We start from the raw sequence: 21,587 nt of genomic DNA, 5'->3' as shown, positions 1-21,587 counted from the left end.
CCAGGGCGCCGGTCGACCCCAGCCCTGGCTCCCGGCCCGGTCCGACCACCTCGGTCGGCCCGAGCCCCGGCTTCAATCCCCGCGCCGGCTTCAAGCGCAGCCCGAGCCCCAGCCACAACTCCAGGGCCGGCCTCGGCCCGACGCCCTCGACGGCCCCCAGGCCCCGACCCCCCAGCCCCGTACCCCCGGCACAGTCACCCCGCACCCGGCCGACCCGGCCGCGTCCGCGGCGTCGGTCACGACCGGCAGCCGTCACCGGACCGAAGCCGTGTCAGCACCGGACACGTCGGCCGCGGGCACGACGCCGTCCTCGGCGGGGCCGCACCAGGTGTCCGGCCGGGCGTGGGCGCCGCTGACGCCGCCCGCGACGTCCGCGGAACCCGGGGCCGACCCCGCGATCCGCGCCCCCGCCGGGGCAGCGGGCCCGGAGGGCCGGGCCCGGCACGACGTCCCACGGGTGGACGGACGCGGTCCGGCCCCCCTGCCCGTCCGCGGCGCGCACGGGGAGCGGCCCAACCCGGCGGAGGCGGTGCCCGGCATCCGGTCCGGCGACCGGCCCGTCGTGGAGGGGCACGCGGGCCAGGCGCCGCTCCCGCGCGCGGGCGGCGCGGTCCGCGGCACCATGGGCAAGCCCCGACTGCCCCGCCGCCGCGCCCAGGAGCACATCGCGCCCCAGTTGCGCGGCGGCCCGGTCCCCCGGCAGGACACCGACCGGCCCGTCGGCCACGATCCCGGCCTGATGGCGGCCTTCCAGCGCGGCATCGGCCTCGCCGAGGCCCAGCAGAGCCTGGAGGCGGAGGTCTCGGGAGCGGCCGCCACCGGACCGGCGGAGTCCCTCGCGCCCCCGCCACCCCTGGCCGAAGGCCACACCACGCCCGCACCCGCACCCGCACCCGCACCCGGTGAGGCGTACCGCGCCGACGGTCACGCCCCCCACCCCACCACCCGGCACGACGGGAGCACACCGGCCGGATGAGCACCCCCCTGACCACCCCCACCCCCACCCCCACCCCCACCCCGACCCCCACCCCGACCCCCACCGCTCCCGCGGACCTTCGTACCCCTAGGAGTCGATCCACCATGGCGAGCGACGCGCCGACCGGCCATGTCTCCGATCTCGACTGGCTGATGAGCGGCCTCGTGCAGCGCGTACCGCACACGACCAGTGCGGTCCTCCTCTCCTGCGACGGCCTCGTGAAGTCCGTCCACGGCCTCGACCCCGACAGCGCCGACCACATGGCGGCCCTCGCCTCCGGCCTGTACTCCCTCGGGCGCAGCGCGGGCGTACGGTTCGGCGACGGCGGGGACGTGCGCCAGGTCGTCGTCGAACTCGACTCGACGCTGCTGTTCGTCACCACGGCCGGCTCCGGCACCTGTCTCGCCGTGCTCGCAGGCCGCGAGGCCGACGCCGCGGTCCTCGGGTACGAGATGGCGATGCTGGTCAAGAGCGTCCGCCCCTACCTGGTGACGGCGCCCCGGCAGCACGCCGTCGAACCGTCGGTGATGGGGCCTTGAGCGTGGCGGCGGCCGGCGACGGGCCCTGGCTCGATGACGCGGCCGGACGGCTGGTGCGCCCGTTCACGGTCAGCAACGGGCGCACCAGACCCACCGTCGCCCTCGACCTCATGTCGCAGGTGAGAGCCACCGGGGTGACCCCCCTGGGCTACCTCGGCCCCGAGCACGCGCAGGCCCTGGAACTGTGCCGCGCACCCGTCCCGGTCGCCGAGGTCGCCGCCCACCTGAAGCTGCCGGCCGCGGTCACCAAGGTGCTGCTGTCGGACCTCGTCGACTGCGGGGCGCTGACCACCAAGCCCCCCGAGTTCCACCACCACCCCACCGACCGGGCCCTACTGGAGGCAGTGCTCGATGGACTACGACGACAGCTCTGAGCACGACGAGCACGGCGAGCACAACGCGCTCGATGCACACGGCGCACACAGTGCACACAGCGCGCCCGCCGCACACAGCGCGCCCACCGCGCAGGGCGCACACAGCGCGCCCGCCGCGCTCGACGACGGCCCCGAGCCCTTCCCCACCGCGCTGAAGATCCTCGTGGCGGGCGGGTTCGGGGTCGGCAAGACGACGTTCGTCGGCGCGGTCAGCGAGATCGCGCCGCTCAGCACGGAGGAACTGCTCACCACCGTCAGCGCCGCGACCGACAACCTCGACGGCATCGAGAACAAGGTCGAGACGACCGTCGCGATGGACTTCGGCCGCATCACCCTCGACCCCCACCACGTGCTGTACCTGTTCGGCACCCCCGGACAGGAACGCTTCTGGTTCATGTGGGACGAACTGTCCGAGGGCGCCCTCGGCGCGGTGATCCTCGCCGACACCCGCCGACTCCAGGAGTGCTTCGCGGCCGTCGACTTCTTCGAGGAACGCGGCCTCGGGTTCATCGTCGCCGTCAACGAGTTCGACGGCGCCCACCGCTACGCCTGCGAGGAGGTGCGCGCCGCCCTCGACCTCCACCCGCGGATCCCCGTCGTGCGCTGCGACGCCCGCATCTCCGCGTCCGGCGTCCAGACGCTGCTCACCCTCGTCAGGCACCTCATCGCGCACGCACCGGCGGCACCCCAGCCGAGCCGTGGCGCCCACAGGTGATCCCCGCAACCGACGCACCGGAGCCCCCCATGTCCCACGCCCACAGCGACGGAGCCCGGCCATGAGCTACGACCCGCCGCGCCCGGCCGGTCGACTGCTGCTCACTCCCGAGGACGAGGAAGCCCCCGCCCGCACCCGACGGCTGCGCCGACTCGGCCTCGGTGAGCGGCCGGAGCCCGCCCTCGACGCCTTCGCGGACCGTCTCGCCGAACTGGCCGGCGTACCGTACGCCATGGTCAACTTCATCGGCGAGGAACGGCAGTTCTTCGCCGGACTGCACACTCCGGACGGCGGCGCGGCCGCCCGCGGCGGCAAGCCCGCGCTGGGCCGCCGGCTGCCCCGCGAGTACGGGTACTGCCCGCACGTCGTCGTGCGGCGCAAGGCGCTGGTCCTGGAGGACGTCCGCGACTACCCGCGCTTCGCGGGCAACCCGGCCGTCGACGAGTACGGCATCCGCTCCTATCTCGGAGCCCCGCTCATCGACACGACCGGCATGGTGCTCGGCACGGTGTGCGTCGCCGACCTCGCGCCCCGGCCCTGGGGGAAGGCAGGCCTGGAGACCATCAAGGCGGCCGCCGCCGACCTCGTCGTACGCCTGGAACGGCCGACGGCCGACGGATTGCCGTAGCCCGCCCCGGACCGGTGCGTGTGCCCGCCCCGGGCAGGACGGGTGGACCCCAGGACAGGTGGACCCCACCGACGCGGACGCACACCCCCTGCTTCCCGAATATGGGATACAGTCCCGGATATGAAACAGCCTTTCGAGGTCGCGGAGGCGGTCGATGCCCGCCTCGCCGCCCGCCTCGCCCAGCTGCGCGCCGAACGCGGCTGGTCGCTGGGGGAGCTGGCCGAGCGCAGCGGGGTGAGCCGCTCCACCCTGTCCCGCGCCGAGCGCGCGGAGATCAGCCCGACCGCCGCGCTGCTGAACCGCCTGTGCCACGTCTACGGACGGACCATGTCACGCCTGCTCAGCGAGGTCGAGGACGAGCCCGTGCCCCTGCTGCGGGCCGCCGAACAGCCCGTGTGGGAGGACCGGGACTCCGGCTTCGTCCGCCGCTCCGTCTCGCCGCCACACCCCGGACTCCGCGGCGAGCTGGTCGAGGGCCGGCTCGCCCCGGGCGCCGACATCGCCTACGACCGGCCACCCGTGCCCGGACTCGAACAGCACATCTGGGTCCTGGCGGGCGCCCTCGACGTGACCGTGCGGGAAGCCGCGCACCGGCTCGACGCCGGTGACTGCCTGCGGATGCGGGTGTGGGGGCCTACGCGCTTCCGGTGCGCCGGGGACACGGAGGCGCGCTACGTGCTGGCGGTGGTGCTGCCGTGACGCCGACCCGTCTCGACGCCGCCCGGCTGCTCGACCGTACCGAGGACCTGGCCGACCTGCTGGTGGACACCGTGGACGGCGGTGCCTCGGTGGGCTTCCTCGCCCCGCTCGACCGCGCCGAGGCCGTGGCCTGGTGGGCGGCACGGGCGGCGGGGGTGGCCGCCGGGCGCCTCGCGGTCTGGACCGCCCAGGACGCCGGCCGCGTCGTCGGTACCGTGAGCCTCGCCCTGCCCGACAAGCCCAACAGCCGCCACCGCGCCGAGATCGTCAAGCTGATGGTCCACCGGGACGCCCGCGGGCGTGGCCTCGGCCGCGCCCTCCTGGCCACCGCCGAGGAGGCCGCCGCGGCGGCCGGCGTCACCCTGCTCCACCTCGACACCGAGACCGACAGCCCCGCCGAACGCCTCTACCGCACCGCCGGGTGGACGCGGGCCGGGGTGATCCCCGACTACGCGGCCGGCCCGGCGGGCGTCCTGCGCCCGACCAGCCTCTACTACAAGCGGGTCGCCGCCGGGTGACCGTCGGTGCCGCGGCCGGCCGCACTGTCAGTGCCGGACGCTACGGTGCGAGACATGCCGGACGCCGACGACGCACGCCGAATCGCCCTCCGTCTGCCGGACGCGACGGAGAAGACCGCCTGGAGCATGCCCACGTTCCGGGTCGCCGGGAAGATGTTCGCCACGCTGCCCGAAGACGAGACCTCCCTCGCCGTGCGCTGCCCCAAGGAGGAGCGCGACGAACTGGTCCTCGCCGAACCCGGGAAGTTCTGGATCGCCTCCCACGAGGCCCAGTTCGCCTGGGTGCGGGTCCGGCTGGCCGCCCTGGAGGACGAGGACGAGCTGCGGGACATCCTGGCCGACTCCTGGCGCCAGGCGGCCCCGCCGCGCCTGCTGGAGGCCCATCCGCGGCTGGGCGTGCCCGAGGACGGGTGAGCCGGCCGGGGGCGGGCCGCCGAAAAGGCGTGCACGACCACCGACCTGAGTGCGGTATGGTTTTCCTGCACGTTCGGCCAGGGGAAACCCCAGGTCAGACGGGCAACGGGACGTGGCGCAGCTTGGTAGCGCACTTGACTGGGGGTCAAGGGGTCGCAGGTTCAAATCCTGTCGTCCCGACTCGTGAGAGTCGCATGTCAGGGCCGGTTTCGGAGCGATCCGAAACCGGCCCTTGATCGTTCCCGGGACCAGTTCACCGTCGGCCCCGGCGGGCACCCCCATCGACCTGCCCACGATCGCGGCCGGGTTCGACGCGACCGGCATCGCCGACACCAGCCGGCTGCCGCTCGGCGGCTGTCACCGTGGCCGGTCCTGCTCGGCGCGGCCGGGCACCCGGCCGCGAAGCGGCGGTCGGGTACCCGGGGCGTCCGATTCCGCGTCACCTCGTGACGCTGGACTCCACCCAGTCGATGAAGTTCGCGGTCGCGGTGCCGGTGCGTTCGGCCTGGGTGTGTCCCTGGGCCCACACGGTGGCGAAGTCGACGTCGCCGATACCGTAGTTCCGCAGCGCCAGCGCGATGTTGATCTCGGTGGTGTTGGCGGTGTCGCCCTGCATGATGCCGGTGCGGATGCGCCAGTGGCGCGCCGGCTGCGACCGGCGGTAGCCGGCGAAGGCGGGCGAGAGGTAGTAGAGCGGGTTGTAGGCGTCGGCCCGCCATGCCATGTCCTTGCCGACGCTGTCCTTCTTGGCGAAGTCGCTGTCGTAGGCGGCGGATCCGTACTCGGAGTTCCAGTCGGAGTACGTGGCGTAGGTCGCTTCGTTCGCCTTGACGACGTCGCGGGTGAGCGGCGCGAAGTGCGCCGGGGCGTCGAGTCCCATGGCGAACACACTGTTCTCGGTCTGCCCACGCGAGTATCCGTCGAACGCGCCGACCGGCTTGCTCGCGCTCTTCTGGCTCTTGGCGAAGCCCGCCAGGCCGGACACCGTGGCGGTGTTCGTCGCGGCGTCGTAGGTGACCCAGGTGCTGTCGGTGTTGAGATAGGCGATGTAGTCGGCGACCGTCTCGTACGTGGTGGAGGAGCCGGTGGAACCCGATCCGGGAGGGCCTCCCATCGTGGTGACGGTGTACGGGAAGGTGGTGTCGGAGAGGAAGTTGTTCAGCGAGGTGGTGATCACCTCGATCAGGTGGTCGTAGTAACTCCCCGCCAGGTGTATGCCGCTGTCGGACTCGGTCAGCGTCAGGTTCCTGCCGCTCTCGTCGCGCAGTCCCAGGCGGTTCAGGTACGCGGGCCAGGCCTTCGCGAGGTCTGTGGAGTAGGCGCTGGTCCAGGTGCCCGAGGCGCGTGTGCCGGTCGAGGCGAACTGGCCCATGTTCCACTCGTAGGACAGGTTGGCCTCGTGCAGGCTGGTGATCGGGCACCAGGCCATGACACCGGCGACCGCGTCGCTGAGGGCGCGCCCGCCCGCGTCGTTCATCGCCGCGCCGATCGTGCGTAGGTAGGGGTCGTAGAGGGGGCTGTCACCGGAGGCGCCCGCCACGGTGTCCTGCGCGCCGCCGCCGCTCATGCCGAACAGGAAGACGTCGTCCGTGCTGCCGGGCAGGACGCTCCGGTTGTAGCGCAGGAAGCGCACCGCGGCCTTCAGGTCGGTGACACCCCAGGGGGCCGCGTCGGAGCGGGTGCTGGTCGAGGTGTTCCGGCCGCGCAGTCCCGGCCACACGTAGACGAGCCCGGCCTCGAGGTACTGCGACACGCTGCTGTAGTTGTAGGACGTGGCCGGCGACTGCCCGGCGTAACCGGGGGTGTTGACCGGGATCACGATGGGAGCCGTGCGTCCCGAGTACGCGCCGACGGTTCCCTTCGGGTCGGGCGTCGCGGTGTAGGTGGTCCCGTCGCTGTTCGCGGTGGCCTTCAGATAGGCGCCCGGCACGTAGATCGACAGGTGTTCGATGTCCGTCGCGGCCGGGGCGGCGACGTACACCTTGCCGAGCTGGTAGTACACGTCGTTGGTCGAGTCGTACGACCACGCGGTGGAATCGAACTCCAGCGAGTACGCCGACGACGTGCTCGACGAGCCGGATGAAGACGAGGTGCCGGCGAAGGCCACTCCTGCCGTCCCCTCGGCGATTCCGACCGCGGCTACGGCCGCGGCGCCCCGAATGACGGTTCTGCGGTTGACTTCCACCCGTGGACCTCCTTGTACAGCGGGTTTCATGGGCACAGCCGTGCTCGCGTTCCGCACCTGCGTAGGGCCGGGCCGGGCTGCGCGGATCATCCGAGTCCCAGACTGTAGGGAAGCGCCGCCAAGGATTGTTAACAATTTCGATGATAATTATGTTAGAAGTGGCGCCGCCGAGTGGTCTGCCTCCTTCCGGCTCACCACCAGCGGCGGACCCGTCCGGTGCCACCGGTCCCGGCCCGTGGCGCCCACGCGACCGCCGGCTCCGGCCGGGCGCGGCACGTCACCGGGGGCAGGGCTGCACGGATGCGCGCTGGAGGGATCCTCACCGGCGGCCGCGCGTCCGCTTCTCCCGGGGCGGGCTGATGAACTGGAGCTCCAGCGTGACCGGCGGCTCGGTGACGCCCGGTCCGCCCGCCGCCGCCCAGTCCAGGATCTCCTCCGTGCAGTCGTCGTCCATCGCGAACCCGACCCAGGCGGCCCGGCCGCCGGCCCGGCGACCGGCGGCGGAGGGCTGCACGACGATGACGTTGGCCTGGTCGCACGGCCCGAGGCAGTCCGTCGTACGGACCTGGAAGGCGCCGTCCGACGCTTCGGCCGCCGCACGCAGCCGGTCCAGCTGCCAGACGTGGTCGTAGCCGGGGTGCTTGCGGCCGTCACCGCAGCAGCAGCCCCGGCACACGACGAGCGTGCAGGGGCGGCGCGCGGCGGCACCGATCGCCACCGCGCGCCGGCCCGGCAGGGCGGAGTCCGGTCCCACGCCGGTCAGGAGGCCGACAGGCCGACGTGGGCCAGCGCCTGCCGCAGCAGGAAGCCGTGCCCGCCCGGCATCTCGCTCTGCACCGCGGGGGAGGCCGCCTCCTGCGGGTCGAACCACACCAGGTCCAGGGCGTCCTGCCGCGGACGGCAGTCACCGGTCACCGGCACGATGTAGGCGAGCGACACCGCGTGCTGACGCGGGTCGTGGTACGGGGTGATGCCCTGCGTCGGGAAGTACTCGGCGACGGTGAAGGGCTGGAGCGAGACCGGGACGCGGGGCAGGGCCACCGGGCCGAGGTCCTTCTCCAGGTGCCGCAGCAGGGCGTCACGGACCCGCTCGTGGTGCAGGACCCGGCCGGAGACCAGGGTGCGGCTGACATTGCCGTCCGGTCCGATCCGCAGCAGCAGGCCGATGCTCGTCACTTCACCGCTGTCGTCGACGCGCACGGGCACGGCCTCGACGTACAGGATCGGCATGCGGGCGCGCGCCAGCTCGAGCTCGTCGGCGCTCAGCCATCCGGGTGTGGTCTCGGTCATGTCAGACATTGCTTGATCATACTTTCAGTGTGCGTCGGGGAGCCGGTACACCCGGCGGGCGTTGTCCGCTCCGGCCCACCGGGCCAGCCGCAGCGCGTCGGCCAGGTCCAGTTCGTCCGCGTCCACCCGGTCCTGGAGGAGGTCGCCCAGCCCCCGGCGGAACGCCAGCGCGCCGAGCCCGTAGAACTCGGCGACACCGTAGGCGTCGGAGCTGTACAGCAGTTTGCGGAACGGTGTGATCTCCAGTGCCTCCTCCAGGACCGCCCGGGCCCGGGCCGGACCGACGTGGTGCAGGGTGAGCCCCACGTCCAGGTACACCTGCTCGTACACGGCGGCCAGGTAGGCGGCCTGCCGCTGGTAGGGCCAGCAGTGCAGGAGCAGTACCGGGATCGTGCCCGCGGTCAGGCGCAGCCACTCCGTGAGATGGCTGGGATCGACGTCGTGCAGGCGGATGTCGCGGTCGCCGAAGCCCGTGTGCAGCTGGAGCGGCAGACCCAGATCGACGGCGGTCCACAGCAGGTGGCGGACGAGGACGGGCTCGTCCAGCCGGCCGCCGCGCGCCAGCCAGCGCCGGGCCGCCCGCGTCACCTCGGCGTCCGAGGGGCGGGCCGGGTCCAGCACGAAACCGGTGCGGTAGGCGGCCACCGACTTCACCGCGACCACCCCCGGGCGGCGCACCGCGTCCAGCGCGGCCGCCCGGAACGCGTCGGCGTAACCGCCCGCCCCGACGCCCCGCGCGGCCACCTCCTCGGCGACCGGCTCCAGCCGTACGACCTCGTGGGCGACCGCGCCCGCCGCCCCGGCGAGTTCGGCGGGGGTGGTGAGCCGGTGCGCGTCGAACCCGGTGTCCACGCAGAGCACGCCGGTACGGGCGGCCCGCAGGAAGCGCCGGTTGACCTCCCCCGGGCCCAGCTCGGCCCGCCGGGCCAGGTACGCGTCGGCGGGGGCGTGCCGTTCCAGGCCGAGGACGGGCGCGCAGTGGCGCCGTACCGCCACACCGGCCGGGGTGTCGAAGGGCGAGAGGCCCGGCCGGCGGTCGCCCTCGGTCAGCAGCGTCTCGAAACCCGCCCGGTCCAGGGGGCCGGTGACCACGCCGTGGCAGTGGTGGTCCACCAGCTCCAGCTCGTCGAGCGCCTCGTGGACCGGCCCGCGGGCGCCCATGTCAGTACCTCCAGCGGTAGGCGGCGGCCACCCGTTCGTCGTCCAGCCCCTCCACCGCCGCGATCTCGCCCCGCCGTACGGCGGTCACGGCGTCGGCGAGGACCGGGCCCAGCGCGGCCCGCAGCACGTCGTCCGCACAGAACTCCGCCACCGCCTCGTCCAGCGAGACCGGCAGCCGGCGCACACCGCGGGCCGCGGCCCGGTCGGCGTCGAGCCCCACCGGGTCGCCGGAGGTCTCCTCGGGCAGGGGGGCGCCCGACGCGAGCCCGGCGAGGCCCGCGGCGATCAGACAGCCGAGGGCGAGATAGGGGTTGGCGGCCAGGTCCACGGGCTTGACCTCCAGGTTCGCCTGTTCCGCGCGCCGGCCCGCGGTGCCCCGCACCAGCCGCAGCGCCGCCTCCCGGGTCTCCAGGCCCCAGGCGGTGAACACCCCCGCCCACTGGGACGGCCTGAGCCGCAGATAGCTGGCCGGGCTCGGCGCGGTCACCGCCGTGAGGGCCGGCAGACGGTCCAGCACACCGGCCGTGAAGGCCTCCGCGTCGGCCGTCATGCCGTGGCGGCGGTCGCCGCCGGCGTACAGGTTCACGCCGTCGCGCCAGGCGGAGAGGTGGACGTGGCCGCCGTTGCCGACCCCGCGCGCCTCGACGGCGGGCGAGAAGGAGACCCGCAGGCCGTGCCGCCGGGCCACCGCGCGGATCGTCTGGCGCACGAGCACGCTGCGGTCGGCCGCCGCCACCGGGTCGAGGGCGCCGACGGAGATCTCGAACTGGCCGGGCGCGTACTCGGGATGGACCTGTTCGACGTCCACGCCCTGCGCCGCGCACGCCGCCAGCAGGTCCGCGGTGCAGTCGCTCATCTCCACCTGCCGGATCGCGCCGTACGCCGGTCCCGTGGCCGCCGGGACGAACGCGCCGGCGGGCGCGGAGTCCAGGCCGATCACCCACTCGATCTCGATGCCCGCCCGGAAGGACACGCCGTGCGCGCGGGCCGCGTCGGCGACGATCCGGCGCAGGAACGTACGGGAGCAGCCCGGATGCCGGTCGCCGTCCTGGGTGATCCGGTCGACCGGTGCCCAGGCCCAGCCGGGCTGCCCGGCCAGCACCACCAGCCGGTCGAGGTCGGGGAAGAGGCGCAGGTCGCCGTCCGGGGAGCCCAGCACGTCGGTGGTGACGACGCTGTCGTCCGCCAGGAAGGTGTCGAAGACGGGGGACATGCCGACGCCCCAGGCCGTCGCCGACGCCAGACCGGCGACCGGGACCGTCTTGACCCGGCCGACGCCCGCGGTGTCGACGTACGACAGGACGATCCCGTGCACGCCGCGCCCCGACAGCTCCCCGCTCAGGGCTCTGGCCCGGTCCACGTCACCGGGGCGTCCGCCGGGCAGCGGGTCGGCAAGGGTGGTCATACGGCCTCCACGGTCATGGCCCGCACGGGCGGTCGCCGGTCAGGGTGTCACGGCCCCCGTGCCGTACCGCGGCACCACGGCGGCGGAGCCCGGCCCGCCACCGCCAGCAGGACACCAGCACGTGGTGCGTCACCGCGGTGTCCGCCGGCCGCGCCGACCCGCCCGCCGGCGTGTCCGCCTCGCTCACGTCACCGCTCCTTCCCGCGTCGAGCCGGCCCGTACGCCATTGTGCCGCCGGGTGATCGACGCTGTCCCGGGAACCGGTGCGGCGGGGTCCGCTCCCGAGGGGCACGCGGGGTCCCCCGGTAGGGTGACATTCCGGTCGCCCCCGTACAGGAAGCAGGACATGCCCTACTCTCACGCCCCCCAACTGTCCGTCCCCGAGCCGTCGGCCGCCGCCGCCGACATCCGTCTGATCGTGACCGACATGGACGGAACCCTCCTCGACGACGACAAGCGCGTGCCGCGGGGGCTGTGGGAGGTGCTGGCCCGGCTGCGCGAGCGCGGCGTGCTGTTCAGCCCGGCGAGCGGACGGCAGTACGCGACGCTGGCGCGGGAGTTCGCCGAGGTCGCCGACGGGATGGTCTTCATCGCGGAGAACGGCACCTACGTCGTCCGGGACGGCGCGGAGGTGAGTTCCGACCCGATGGCGCCGGGTGTGGTCGAGGACGTCGTGGCGGCCGTACGGCGCCTCGCGGCCGACGGCGTCGACGTCGGGGCGGTCGTGTGCGGGAAGCGGTCGGCCTACGTCGAGCGGGCCGACGAGGCCTTCCTGGCCGAGGTGGCGCGCTACTACGTCCGGCACGAGGTCGTCGAGGACGTCACCGCCGTCGACGACGACGTCATCAAGGTCGCGCTGTTCGACTTCGGGCCGGCCGAGCGGACCACCGCACCCGCCCTCGCGCGCTTCGCCGACAGCCACCAGGTCGTGGTCTCCGGCGAGCACTGGGTCGACGTCATGAACCGCACCGCCAACAAGGGCGCGGCCCTGCGCCGCCTCCAGCGCGACCTGGGCGTCACGCCCGCGCAGACCATGGTGTTCGGCGACTACCTCAACGACCTGGAGATGCTGGACGCCGCCGACTGGTCCTTCGCCATGGCCAACGCCCACCCCGAGGTCGTCCGCCGGGCCCGCCACCTGGCCCCCTCCAACAACGACAACGGTGTCCTCAAGACGGTCGTACGCTTGCTCGACCTGCCGGTGAGCGGCCTCTGACCGCTCCGGGCCTCGCACCGCCCCGGTACGCAGGACATCGGTAGGCGGGACATCGGCACGCAGGGCATCGGCACGCAGGGCATCGGTACCTCGAAGGGGAGGGAACGGTATGAGTGAGCCGGCCGTCGTCGCGCGTCGCGCCCGAGAGGTGACCTCGGGGCTGAAGGCGGCAGACCTGGAGGAGTTCTACCGGGACCTGCACCGCCATCCCGAGCTGTCCTTCCAGGAGCACCGCACGGCCGCACGCCTCGCGGCACGGCTGCGCGCGGCCGGGTTCGAGGTGACCGAGGGCGTCGCCCGTACCGGGGTGGTGGGGGTGCTGGCCAACGGGGACGGGCCGGTGGTGTGGCTGCGCGCCGACATGGACGCGCTGCCCGTGCGGGAGGCGACCGGCCTGGCCCACGCTTCCGCCGTCGACGGCGTGATGCACGCCTGCGGCCACGATCTGCACGTCACCTGGCTGGCCGGTGCCGCCGAGGCGCTCGCCGGGGCCCGCGAGGTCTGGTCCGGCACGCTCGTGGTGGTCGGGCAGCCCGCGGAGGAGGCGGAGGGCGGGGCGGCGGCGATGCTCGCGGACGGGGTGCACCGGCGCTTCCCGCGCCCCGACGTGCTCCTCGGCCAGCACGTCACGCCCGGGCCCGCCGGCTGCTACCCGCACACCCCGGGGCTGACCCTGTCGGCCTCCGACGACCTGGAGGTCGTCGTCCACGGTGTCGGGGGGCACGGCTCACGCCCGGAGTCCACGGTGGACCCGGTGGTGACGGCCGCGCACGTCGTCACCCGGCTGCAGACCGTGGTCTCGCGCGAGGTGTCCGCCGCCGAGTCCGTGGTGCTGACGGTGGGCCGCTTCCACGCCGGGACCAAGCCCAACATCATCCCCGCCGAGGCGCGGCTCTCGCTGAACGTGCGCACCCAGGACACCCGGGTGCGCGAGCGGGTCCTCGGCGCGGTCCGGCGCGTCGTGGAGGGGGAGTGCCGGGCGGCCGGCTGCCCGGTGCCGCCCGAGATCGATCTGATTCCCGGACATCCGGTCACGGTCAACGACGCGGCCCTGGACGAGGAGGTCGCCGCCGTCCACCGGGAACTCTTCGGCGCGCACACCGTGTTCGACTTCGGCCGGGCGATGGGCAGCGAGGACTTCTCCCTGCTCGCGCCGGACGGCGTGCCGTACGACTACTGGTACGTCACGTCGACGCCGGCCGCGGTGTGGGAGGCGGCGCCGGGCGAGGAGCCGGCGGAGAAGCTGGCCGCCGTGCCCGGCAACCACAGCCCGTTGTTCGCCCCGGACCTCTCCGTGGTCGTCCCCGGCGTGCAGACGCTGGTCTCGGCCGCGCTGAGCCGCCTGGGGTGACGGCGGGGCCCAGGGGACGGCGGGGCCCAGGGGACGGTGGGGCTGACCCCCGCGGGCGGCGCCGAGGTGGCCGCGGGCGCGGTTCGCCGGCCGCGGGCGGTACTGCGGAGGCCGCGGGCGGTACTGAGAAGGCAGCGGTCGCGGTTCGACGGCCCCGGCTGCGGGCCGCCGGTCAGGCGAGGGCCGGCGGTCCGTCCGTGGTTTCACGGCTTGAGCGGGTCATGGCCGATCGTCATCAGACGGTGACGCCGGTGGGTGTCGTCCGCCGACTCGGTCTCGGGCTCGCTCTCCGGATCGGTCTGCGCGGTCACCGTGTCCACGACCCGGTGCATCACGCGGATGTCGTCGTCGGTCAGGTCGGTGCGCCGCTTCTGCAGGATGGCCAGCACGTGCTGCCCGGTCGGAGTGCCCGCCTCGTCGGGCAGGGACTCCGTGTTCTCGCCGGCGTCCCGCACCCGCAGCCAGGCGGCCAGCTCCTGCGAGGTCATGTTCACCACGCGGTGGAACTCCTCCCACAGCGCGTCGAGTTCGAGGGCGTCGGTCATGGTGTGCCCCTTCGTCGGGTGGGGCCCCGGACGGGTGTCCCGGGCCGGGTGGGTCAGTGGTCGCGCGGCCAGTTCTCCGCCTCGAACATCCACCGTTGCTTCTCCAGCTCGGCGGTGATGCCGATGAGCAGGTCCTGGGTGACGGGGTCCGGCTTCTCCGTGGCCTCGATCCGCTCCCGCAGCCGCCCGATGGCGGCCCCCAGGCTCTCCGCGATCACCCGGACGACTTCGTCGTCGCGCAGCCAGCCGTCCTTCGGGGACGGCAGCGTGAACGCCGAGGCGATCGTCTCCGGGCGGCCGTCCGGGGGCAGACCGAGGGCGGCGGCCCGTTCGGCGACGGTGTCCGCGTGGGAGCGGGCCGCCGAGACGACCTCGTCCAGCTGGAGGTGGATCGAGCGGAAGCGGGGGCCCACGATGTTCCAGTGGGCCTGCTTCCCGATCAGGGAGAGCCCCAGCAGATCGACGAGGGTGCTCTGCAACGCGTCGAAGGTGACCTGACGGGCCGGTTCGGGAAGCGGGCTGTTCACGACAGTCATACCGAGGTTTCTCCTAGTCGCGTCGTTCCGTGCGGACGGAGCGGTGCGGCGCGTTCCGCCCTCACGCCCCGCCCCCGTACGCCCGGTGTCCGTCCGACGCCCGAGGGCATGGGCCGGACGGCCGGGCGGCTACGGGGCGGCGGGCGCGGGCGCTCCGGGCGTCCGCGACACCGCGCGGGACCGGTCAGGACGTGCCCGCGGGGAACGGCGGGCCGGCGTCCTCGCGCCCGCCGACGGCGCTGCGGCACCACTCCATGGGGGCGCGGGTGCCCAGGGCGAGACCCCGCAAACACGGCGTGCGGTGAGGGGGGAGGGGGCGGGCGGGCGCTCGGCGTCCGGACGGCTCGCGGGGTGCGCGGTCGGGCTTCCTCCTCGGTCGGGCGGCGGTCTGCCCTCATGGGGCGAGCAGGCCGGCCTCCCGGGCGAGCGCGCCGTCGAGGAAGTGGGTCAGGTCGGCGAACACCTCGGCCCGGTTCGTCTCGTGGAACACCTCGTGCCGGGCCCCGGGGTAGATCCGTTCGGTCAGACAGCCCCCGTCGAGCCGCTCGACGCCGACACGGCTGCCGTCGAGCGGGACCAGCCGGTCGTCCTCGCCGTGCAGCCACAGCACGGGGAGCGTGCCGACGTCGCCGCCCCGGGCGACGGCCTCCAGAGCCCGTACGAACGCCTTCAGCGTCGGCCGTCTCATCGGCCCGTGCCACACCAGCGGATCGTCCGCGTACGCGGCGCCCACCGCGGGGTCGCGGGAGAGCGCGGCCGGGCTGACCGGGGTGTCCGGGAGCTCGGGGAGGGCGAGCAGGCGTCCGGGGAGCTCCCAGGCGCCGATGACCGGGCCGGACAGCACGAGTGCGGCGAGCCCGTCGCCGTGCCGCTGGGCGTAGCGGGCGGCGACCAGCCCGCCCATCGAGTGGCCGATCACGACCACCGGCAGCTCCGGGTGGGCGGCCCGCGCGAGCCGGGCCGCGGTGTGCACGTCGGCGACCACGTCCTCGAAGTCCTCGATCACCACACGTTCGCCGGCCGACCGGCCGTGGCCGACGTGGTCGACGGCGAACACGGCGGCGCCGTGTCCGGCCAGGGCGCGGGCCGGGCCCTCGTAGCGCCCGGCGTGCTCGCCGTAGCCGTGCACCAGCAGGGCGACGTAGCGGGGCCGGGGATGCGGCCACTCGTAGGCGGTGAGCGGGCCCCGGGTGCCCGTGAGGACGTGCTCGGCCATGTCTCCTCCGGCTGGGCGGGTGCGGGTTCCCGAGGATCTTCCCAGGGGGCGGGGCACCGGTCTATAGTCCTAAACTAGCAGTGCTAATTAAATGTGCCGTGCCACGGCGTCGGTGCCGTGCCGATCACCCGGCGTCGTCGTCCGCGGCGCCGTCGGTCAGGAGTCCAGTCGTGCGTCCCGTCCATTTCGCGGCCGCCCGCCGCACCCCCATCGGAAAGCTGCGCGGCGCCCTGTCCACCGTGCGTCCCGACGACCTCGCCGCCGGGGTGATCCGGGCGCTGGTCGCCGAGGTGCCCGCACTCGACCCGGCCCGCATCGACGACGTGTACTGGGGCGCCGCCAACCAGTCCGGCGAGGACAACCGCAACGTGGCCCGCATGGCCGCGCTGCTCGCCGGTCTCCCCGAGACCGTGCCCGGCGCCACGGTCAACCGGCTGTGCGCCTCCGGAATGGAGGCCGTCACCGCCGCCGCCCGCACGATCGCCGCCGGCGAGGCCGACATCGTGCTAGCGGGCGGCTCCGAGTCGATGAGCCGCGCCCCCTTCGTCCTGGCCCGTCCCGACGAGGCCCTCCCGCACCGCGTCGAGACCGTCGACACGCGGCTCGGCTGGCGTCTGGTCAACCCCGCGATGAAGGACCTGCACGGCCTGCTGGCCATGGGCGAGACGGCCGAAGAGGTCGCCACGCGGTACGGCGTCCCGCGCGAGCGCCAGGACGAGTTCGCCCTGCGCAGCCACCGGCGGGCCGCCGAGGCGCGCAAGAACGGCCACTTCGACGACGAACTCCTGCCGGTCCGGCGGCCGGACGGCGTGGTCGTCGACGCCGACGAGGGCATCCGCGAGGACACCTCGTACGAGAGGCTCGCCGGGCTCCGGCCGGTCTTCCGGCCCGGAGGCACGGTCACCGCGGGCAACGCCTCACCGATGAACGACGGCGCCGCGGGCCTCCTCCTGGTCAGCGAGGAGGCCCTGAACGACCTGGGGCTGGAGTCCCTGGGCCGCTACGTCGCCGGCGCCTCCGCGGGAGTGCACCCCGACGTGATGGGCATCGGCCCGGTGCCCGCCACCCGCAAGGCGCTCGCCCGTGCCGGCTGGAGCGTCGACGACGTGCAGGAGGCCGAGTTCAACGAGGCGTTCGCCGCCCAGGCGCTGGCGTGCGTCGACCAGTTGGGCATCGACCCCGGCCTGGTCAACCCCAGCGGCGGCGCCATCGCCCTGGGCCATCCGCTCGGCTGCTCGGGGGCCCGCATCCTCACCACGCTGCTCCACCGGATGCGGCGCACGGGTGCCGCGCGGGGGCTGGCGACGATGTGCGTGGGCGTGGGACAGGGGAGCGCGGTGCTGGTGGAGCGGCACTAGCCTCGAAGGTGTGTGACGGGCCGCCGACGGAGTCGGTGGCCCGTTTCCGTGCCGTGGGTCGAGTCAGGCCGCTCAGGCGTGAGGTGGCGTGGTCAGAGCGCGATGCGGACGGTCTTGACCTGGGTGTAGGTGTCGAGTCCTTCCAGGCCGCCTTCGCGGCCCAGGCCGGACTGCTTGTAACCGCCGAAGGGGAGGTTGCCGGTGCTCATCTCGGCCCAGGTGTTGATCCAGACGGTGCCGGCCTCGATGGCTGCGGCCATGCGGTGTGCGGTGGTGAGGTCGGTGGTCCACACGGAGGCGGCCAGTCCGTAGGCGGTGTCGTTGGCCTGGGCGATGGCGTCGTCGATGTCGGTGAAGGTGGTGATCACGCCGACGGGGCCGAAGATCTCCTCGCGGACGACGCGCATGTCGGGGCGGACGTCGTCGAGGAGGGTGGGGGCGAAGAAGTATCCGTGGTCACCGAAGCGCCCGCCGCCGGTCACCACGTTCGCGCCCTCCTCGCGGGCGATGTCGAGGTAGGAGCTGACGCGGTCGAACTGCGCCTTGGTGGAGAGCGGTCCCACCAGCGTGCCCTGGGCCAGCGGGTCGCCCGGGGTGAATGCCTCCATCGTCTTCAGCAACTTCTCGACGAACTCCTCGCGGATGCTCTCCTCGACGAACACCCGTGATCCGGCGACGCAGACCTGTCCCGCGTTACCCAGGAAGCCGGCCGCCACGCCGCGGACCGCGACGTCAAGGTCGGCGTCGGCGAAGACGACCGACGGCGACTTGCCGCCCAGTTCGAGCGTTACGCGCTTGAGCGTGTCGGTGGCCTGGCGCTGGACCAGCTTGCCGGTCGCGGTCGACCCGGTGAAGGCGATCTTCGCGACACCGGGGTGCGCGACCAGCGCCTGGCCCGCCTCGGCGCCCAGGCCGGTGACGACGTTCACGACGCCGGTCGGCAGGTCGGTGCCGGCCAGCAGCCCGGCCAGGCGCAGCGTGCTCAGCGAGGCGGTCTCGGCCGGCTTGAGCACGACGGTGTTACCGGCGGCCAGGGCCGGGGCGAGCTTGCCGGGCAGTTGGCCCATCGGACCGTTCCAGCCCCAGATGATGCCGACGACACCGAGGGGCTCCTTGCGGGTGTAGGCCATGCGGTCCTTGCCTGCGGGAACACTCACGCCGGACAGCTTGGTGGGCCAGCCCGCGTAGTAGCGGAAGACCTCACTCGCCTCGGCCAGCATGTGTGCGGTCAGCATGCGGGGTGCGCCCATGTTGACCGAGTCGATGGCGGCCAGTTCGTCGGCGTGCTCCTCGATGACGTCGGCGATCTGGTTCAGGATCCGGCCGCGCCGGTCGGGGCTCATTTCCGCCCAGGCGGGATCGGCGAACGCCGCGCGCGCGGCGTGGACCGCGGCGTCGACGTCGGCTGCCTCGCCGCGGGGCACACTGGCCAGCGCCTCCTCGGTGGCCGGGTCGGTGTTCGGCAGCGTTCGTCCGGAGACTGCGGCGACCTGTCGGCCTCCGATCCACATCATCCGCTCCCTGGCCCGTACGAACGCGGGGACGTCACGGCGGGCGGTGTCGGCGACGGGCGGGATGCTCACAGTTGCCGTCATGGTTGTTCCTCTCCTGGTGTCCTGATCAGCAGATCCGTCCTAAACGGATTGCCTGTCCACTTAACGTAACGGACAGGCTGTCCGTTTACAAGAGGAAGTGAGAAGGGTGTCCGGTACGCTGAGGTTCCGGACGCCGAAGGAAGGAAGCATCCGCCGTGAGCGCTGAGTCCGCCCCTGCCCGACGTGCCGACGCCGAGCGCAACCGGTCGAAGATCATCGCGGTCGCCCGCGAGGCCTTCGCCGAACCCGGTGCCGCACCGTCGATGGCCGAGATCGCCCGACGCGCCGGCGTCGGCATGGCCACGCTCTACCGCAACTTCCCCGGCAGACTCGAACTGGTTGAGGAACTCTTCCGTCACACCGTCGACGACATGTGCCGAGCCGCCGAATCCGTCGGTGGCGACACGCCTGGCGAGGCCTTCTTCGCCTGGCTCATGCGCTTCCACGCCATCGGCGCCCGCAAAGGACCTCTCGCCTCCGTCCTCCTCTCCGAATCCGCCCATGGCACCCCCATCCTCCGCGCCAGCCGCTCCCGCACGATCGCGGCCGGCGAACCCCTTTTCCGTGCCGCGCAACGCAGCGGAGAAGTACGCGACGACGTCTCTCTCGGACAGATCCTCGACGGCCTCGTCGCGCTCGCCGGCATCGACAACGGCCCGGACTTCCCCGGCGCCCTGATCCGCATCCTGCTCGACGGTCTGCATCGGAATCCGCACACCACGGGCGGATCGCCGACTGCCGGTGAAGGCACGGACATCCCCACGACCACAGGAAGGAGCGGGTGATCGGCGTCCGTCTCCCCGTAAGACCCGGCGCCTGCCTGCGCCGCCGCAGGATCCGCTGCACCACACTCCCCAGGTGTGGAAGTGCAGTCGGGCATGCCCCTCTGCCCGTTGTGAGAGCGCCGGTCGCGGGTGCGGGCTGTCAGGGATCAAGTCCCGGAGCGGCCGGCTCGTGAAAGCCCGAGGCCAGGGGCGCTTCTGTCGGATCTCCGCGGGGATGCGCCGTCAGGCGGGACACCGCTTACCGCCGCCCGTTAGGTGCGCATAGCATCGGTTCTCGCAATGAACATGATGACCTTGTGGCACCTCACCGGCTGGGAGTTCGCCGCCCTCGCCCTCGCCGCCCTGCTGGTCGGCTTCTCCAAGACGGCCGTGAGCGGGGCCAACACGGTGAGCCTGGCGATCTTCGCCGCGGTCCTGCCCGCCCGCGCCTCCACCGGTGTCCTGCTGCCGATCCTGATCGCCGGCGACGTCCTGGCCGTCCTCACCTACCGGCGGCACGCCCACTGGCCCACGCTCTGGCGGCTGTTCCCCGCGGTCGCGGCCGGTGTCGTCGTCGGCACCCTCTTCCTGGTGTGGGCCGACGACGCGATCGTCCGGACGTCGATCGGCGCGATCCTGCTGTTCATGGCGGGGGTCACGGTCTGGCGGCGGCGTACGGCCGAGGCGGCCGACGACCCCGACGCCGTGGTCACCCGGGCGGGCCGGGTCAAGGCCCGCTCCTACGGCGTCCTCGGCGGCTTCACCACGATGGTCGCCAACGCGGGCGGCCCCGTGATGTCGATGTACCTGCTGTCGGCGGGCTTCCGCAAACTCGGCTTCCTCGGCACCTCCGCGTTCTTCTTCCTCATCGTGAACGTCTCGAAGGTGCCGTTCAGCGTGGGCCTCGGCCTGATAGACGGCCGTTCCCTGCTCCTGGACGCGGCGCTCGCCGTGTTCGTCGTGCCCGGGGCGCTGCTCGGCAAGTGGGCCGTGCACCGCATCGACCAGAAGCTGTTCGAACGGCTCGTCATCGCGGCCACCGTGGTCGGCGGTCTCCAACTGCTGCTGCGGTAAACCGTGCGGGCGCCTCCCGGACCGACCGGTGTGACGGACGGACGCGAGCGGGGCGCCGCCGCACCGCGCGCCTTCCTCAGGCGTCCCCGGGGTTGCGGCGCAGCAGGTACGTGTCCATGATCCAGCCCTTGCGCTCGCGCGCCTCGGCCCGCAGCCGCTCGATGCGGGGACCGGCTTCGGCGAGGGGGCCGGAGACGAGGATCTCGTCCGGGGTGCCGATGTAGGCGCCCCAGTAGATGTCGATGTCCTCCCGCGCGTACTGCCGGAAGGTCTGGTGGGCGTCGAGCATCACCACCACGTCGTCCACCCCCTCCGGGAAGCCCTCGGCCAGCCGCCGCCCCGTGGTGATCTGCACCGGCCGCGCCACCCGGTTCAGCCCCGTCCGGTGCCGGGCGACGAGCGCCGAGACACTGCTGATCCCCGGCACCACGTCGTACGTGAACGCCACCGAGCCCCGGGCCAGCACCTCCTCCAGGATGCCCAGCGTGCTGTCGTAGAGCGCCGGGTCCCCCCACACCAGGAACGCGCCCCGGTCGTCCTCGCCCAGCTCCTCGGCGATCAGCCGCTCGTAGATGTCGGCGCGGGCGGTGCGCCAGTCCCCGACGGCCGGGGAGTAGGCCGTGCCGCCCGCCCGGCGGTCCCGCTCCGGATCGCGCGCCTTCACGATCCGGTACGTCCCCTCCGGCACGTGCGTGTCCAGCATGTCCCGGCGCAGCCGCGTGAGGTCGCTCTTCACCTCGCCCTTGTCCAGGACGAAGAACACGTCCGTGCTCCGCAGCGCCCTGACCGCCTGGAGGGTGAGCTGGTCGGGGTCGCCCGCGCCGATACCGATGACATGAATCTCTCGCACGACCACGAGTCTGCCGTACGCCACTGACAGTGACGGCACCGGGACAGTGACAGCACCGCATCCCACCGGCCGTCACCGCGGCCGGGGTGCCGCCTTCGGTCACGGGCATCACGGCCCGGGCGCCGCCTCCGATCACCGTCACCGAGGCCCGGGCGCCGTCTCCGACCGCCCGTCATCA

Annotated in this window: 22 protein-coding genes and 1 tRNA gene; 13 read left to right on the top strand and 10 right to left on the bottom strand. The window is 73.4% G+C overall.

Annotated elements, in window-relative coordinates; translation table 11 throughout:
* Window positions 1-1,080 precede the first annotated feature (1,080 nt).
* The 8 genes from ACIP67_RS23100 (at window position 1,081) to ACIP67_RS23065 (ending at window position 5,043) form a co-directional block, all read left to right on the top strand.
* Window positions 1,081-1,515: a roadblock/LC7 domain-containing protein gene (locus tag ACIP67_RS23100; RefSeq protein WP_385068802.1), complete on the top strand. Its 435-nt coding sequence runs from the start codon at window positions 1,081-1,083 to the stop codon at window positions 1,513-1,515.
* 2 nt (window positions 1,516-1,517) lie between these two features.
* Window positions 1,518-1,889: a DUF742 domain-containing protein gene (locus ACIP67_RS23095; RefSeq protein WP_365458594.1), complete on the top strand. Its 372-nt coding sequence runs from the start codon at window positions 1,518-1,520 to the stop codon at window positions 1,887-1,889.
* Window positions 1,867-2,604, top strand: a complete 738-nt coding sequence (locus ACIP67_RS23090; protein WP_401694181.1) for a GTP-binding protein — start codon at window positions 1,867-1,869, stop codon at window positions 2,602-2,604. Before ACIP67_RS23095 ends, ACIP67_RS23090 begins: the two co-directional genes overlap by 23 nt.
* A gap of 61 nt (window positions 2,605-2,665) precedes the next feature.
* The gene (locus tag ACIP67_RS23085; protein WP_401694179.1) at window positions 2,666-3,232 is read left to right on the top strand and encodes a GAF domain-containing protein; all 567 of its coding nucleotides are present in this window, start codon (window positions 2,666-2,668) and stop codon (window positions 3,230-3,232) included.
* A gap of 120 nt (window positions 3,233-3,352) precedes the next feature.
* Complete coding sequence (locus tag ACIP67_RS23080) at window positions 3,353-3,931, top strand: helix-turn-helix domain-containing protein (protein ID WP_401694178.1); 579 nt, start codon at window positions 3,353-3,355, stop codon at window positions 3,929-3,931.
* Complete coding sequence (locus ACIP67_RS23075; RefSeq protein ID WP_401694177.1) at window positions 3,928-4,449, top strand: GNAT family N-acetyltransferase; 522 nt, start codon at window positions 3,928-3,930, stop codon at window positions 4,447-4,449. The genes ACIP67_RS23080 and ACIP67_RS23075 overlap by 4 nt, the downstream gene beginning before the upstream one ends.
* A 54-nt stretch (window positions 4,450-4,503) precedes the next feature.
* Window positions 4,504-4,863: an MmcQ/YjbR family DNA-binding protein gene (locus tag ACIP67_RS23070; protein ID WP_401694175.1), complete on the top strand. Its 360-nt coding sequence runs from the start codon at window positions 4,504-4,506 to the stop codon at window positions 4,861-4,863.
* A gap of 106 nt (window positions 4,864-4,969) precedes the next feature.
* Window positions 4,970-5,043, top strand: a tRNA-Pro gene (locus ACIP67_RS23065).
* 259 nt (window positions 5,044-5,302) lie between these two features.
* Here the strand turns inward: ACIP67_RS23065 and ACIP67_RS23060 are convergent.
* The 5 genes from ACIP67_RS23060 to ACIP67_RS23040 form a co-directional block, all read right to left on the bottom strand.
* Window positions 5,303-7,048: an esterase gene (locus ACIP67_RS23060; RefSeq protein ID WP_401694172.1), complete on the bottom strand. Its 1,746-nt coding sequence runs from the start codon at window positions 7,046-7,048 to the stop codon at window positions 5,303-5,305.
* 319 nt (window positions 7,049-7,367) lie between these two features.
* The gene (locus ACIP67_RS23055) at window positions 7,368-7,760 is read right to left on the bottom strand and encodes a (2Fe-2S) ferredoxin domain-containing protein (RefSeq protein WP_401694381.1); all 393 of its coding nucleotides are present in this window, start codon (window positions 7,758-7,760) and stop codon (window positions 7,368-7,370) included.
* A 47-nt stretch (window positions 7,761-7,807) separates the two neighbouring features.
* A complete protein-coding gene (locus tag ACIP67_RS23050; protein ID WP_401694170.1) occupies window positions 7,808-8,347 on the bottom strand; it encodes an NUDIX hydrolase family protein in 540 nt (179 codons plus the stop codon).
* A gap of 15 nt (window positions 8,348-8,362) precedes the next feature.
* Window positions 8,363-9,499, bottom strand: coding sequence for an amidohydrolase family protein (locus ACIP67_RS23045; RefSeq protein WP_401694168.1), 1,137 nt, complete (start codon window positions 9,497-9,499; stop codon window positions 8,363-8,365).
* A 1-nt stretch (window position 9,500) separates the two neighbouring features.
* Window positions 9,501-10,904 (bottom strand): glutamine synthetase, encoded by a 1,404-nt coding sequence (locus ACIP67_RS23040; protein WP_401694167.1) that lies wholly within the window; start codon window positions 10,902-10,904, stop codon window positions 9,501-9,503.
* A 346-nt stretch (window positions 10,905-11,250) separates the two neighbouring features.
* Between ACIP67_RS23040 and ACIP67_RS23035 the strand changes: the two genes are divergently transcribed.
* Together ACIP67_RS23035 and ACIP67_RS23030 are read left to right on the top strand one after the other, a co-directional pair.
* On the top strand, window positions 11,251-12,120 hold the full coding sequence (locus tag ACIP67_RS23035; protein WP_401694166.1) for a Cof-type HAD-IIB family hydrolase: 870 nt from the start codon (window positions 11,251-11,253) through the stop codon (window positions 12,118-12,120).
* 109 nt (window positions 12,121-12,229) lie between these two features.
* The gene (locus ACIP67_RS23030) at window positions 12,230-13,471 is read left to right on the top strand and encodes an amidohydrolase (RefSeq protein WP_401694164.1); all 1,242 of its coding nucleotides are present in this window, start codon (window positions 12,230-12,232) and stop codon (window positions 13,469-13,471) included.
* A gap of 203 nt (window positions 13,472-13,674) precedes the next feature.
* Here the strand turns inward: ACIP67_RS23030 and ACIP67_RS23025 are convergent, their stop codons facing one another.
* The 3 genes from ACIP67_RS23025 to ACIP67_RS23015 form a co-directional block, all read right to left on the bottom strand.
* Entirely contained in the window at window positions 13,675-14,016 is a 342-nt protein-coding gene (locus ACIP67_RS23025; protein WP_401694163.1) for a DUF3140 domain-containing protein, read from the bottom strand.
* A gap of 53 nt (window positions 14,017-14,069) precedes the next feature.
* Window positions 14,070-14,552, bottom strand: coding sequence for a Dps family protein (locus ACIP67_RS23020; RefSeq protein WP_389521889.1), 483 nt, complete (start codon window positions 14,550-14,552; stop codon window positions 14,070-14,072).
* Between the two features lie 394 nt (window positions 14,553-14,946).
* Complete coding sequence (locus tag ACIP67_RS23015) at window positions 14,947-15,768, bottom strand: lysophospholipase (protein WP_401694162.1); 822 nt, start codon at window positions 15,766-15,768, stop codon at window positions 14,947-14,949.
* A 170-nt stretch (window positions 15,769-15,938) separates the two neighbouring features.
* On the opposite strand from ACIP67_RS23015, the gene ACIP67_RS23010 reads away from it, so the two are divergent.
* On the top strand, window positions 15,939-17,126 hold the full coding sequence (locus tag ACIP67_RS23010) for a thiolase family protein (RefSeq protein WP_401694160.1): 1,188 nt from the start codon (window positions 15,939-15,941) through the stop codon (window positions 17,124-17,126).
* A 92-nt stretch (window positions 17,127-17,218) separates the two neighbouring features.
* On the opposite strand, the gene ACIP67_RS23005 is transcribed toward ACIP67_RS23010, so the two are convergent.
* Window positions 17,219-18,721 carry an aldehyde dehydrogenase family protein gene (locus tag ACIP67_RS23005; RefSeq protein ID WP_401694159.1) on the bottom strand — a complete coding sequence of 501 codons (1,503 nt, stop codon included), beginning with the start codon at window positions 18,719-18,721 and terminating at the stop codon, window positions 17,219-17,221.
* Between the two features lie 155 nt (window positions 18,722-18,876).
* Here ACIP67_RS23005 and ACIP67_RS23000 point away from each other — a divergent pair, with 155 nt between their 5' ends.
* Together ACIP67_RS23000 and ACIP67_RS22995 are read left to right on the top strand one after the other, a co-directional pair.
* A complete protein-coding gene (locus ACIP67_RS23000; protein ID WP_401694158.1) occupies window positions 18,877-19,506 on the top strand; it encodes a TetR/AcrR family transcriptional regulator in 630 nt (209 codons plus the stop codon).
* A gap of 279 nt (window positions 19,507-19,785) precedes the next feature.
* A complete protein-coding gene (locus ACIP67_RS22995; protein WP_401694157.1) occupies window positions 19,786-20,559 on the top strand; it encodes a sulfite exporter TauE/SafE family protein in 774 nt (257 codons plus the stop codon).
* 76 nt (window positions 20,560-20,635) lie between these two features.
* Here ACIP67_RS22995 and cobF read toward each other — a convergent pair whose 3' ends face one another.
* Window positions 20,636-21,409 carry a precorrin-6A synthase (deacetylating) gene (gene cobF / locus ACIP67_RS22990; RefSeq protein WP_401694155.1) on the bottom strand — a complete coding sequence of 258 codons (774 nt, stop codon included), beginning with the start codon at window positions 21,407-21,409 and terminating at the stop codon, window positions 20,636-20,638.
* Window positions 21,410-21,587 lie beyond the last annotated feature (178 nt).

Source organism: Streptomyces sp. NPDC088812 (assembly GCF_044750285.1).
Taxonomy (GTDB): Bacteria; Actinomycetota; Actinomycetes; order Streptomycetales; family Streptomycetaceae; genus Streptomyces.
The sequence above is the reverse complement of the archived record's forward strand: the minus strand, read 5'-3'. Positions and strand labels throughout refer to the sequence as shown.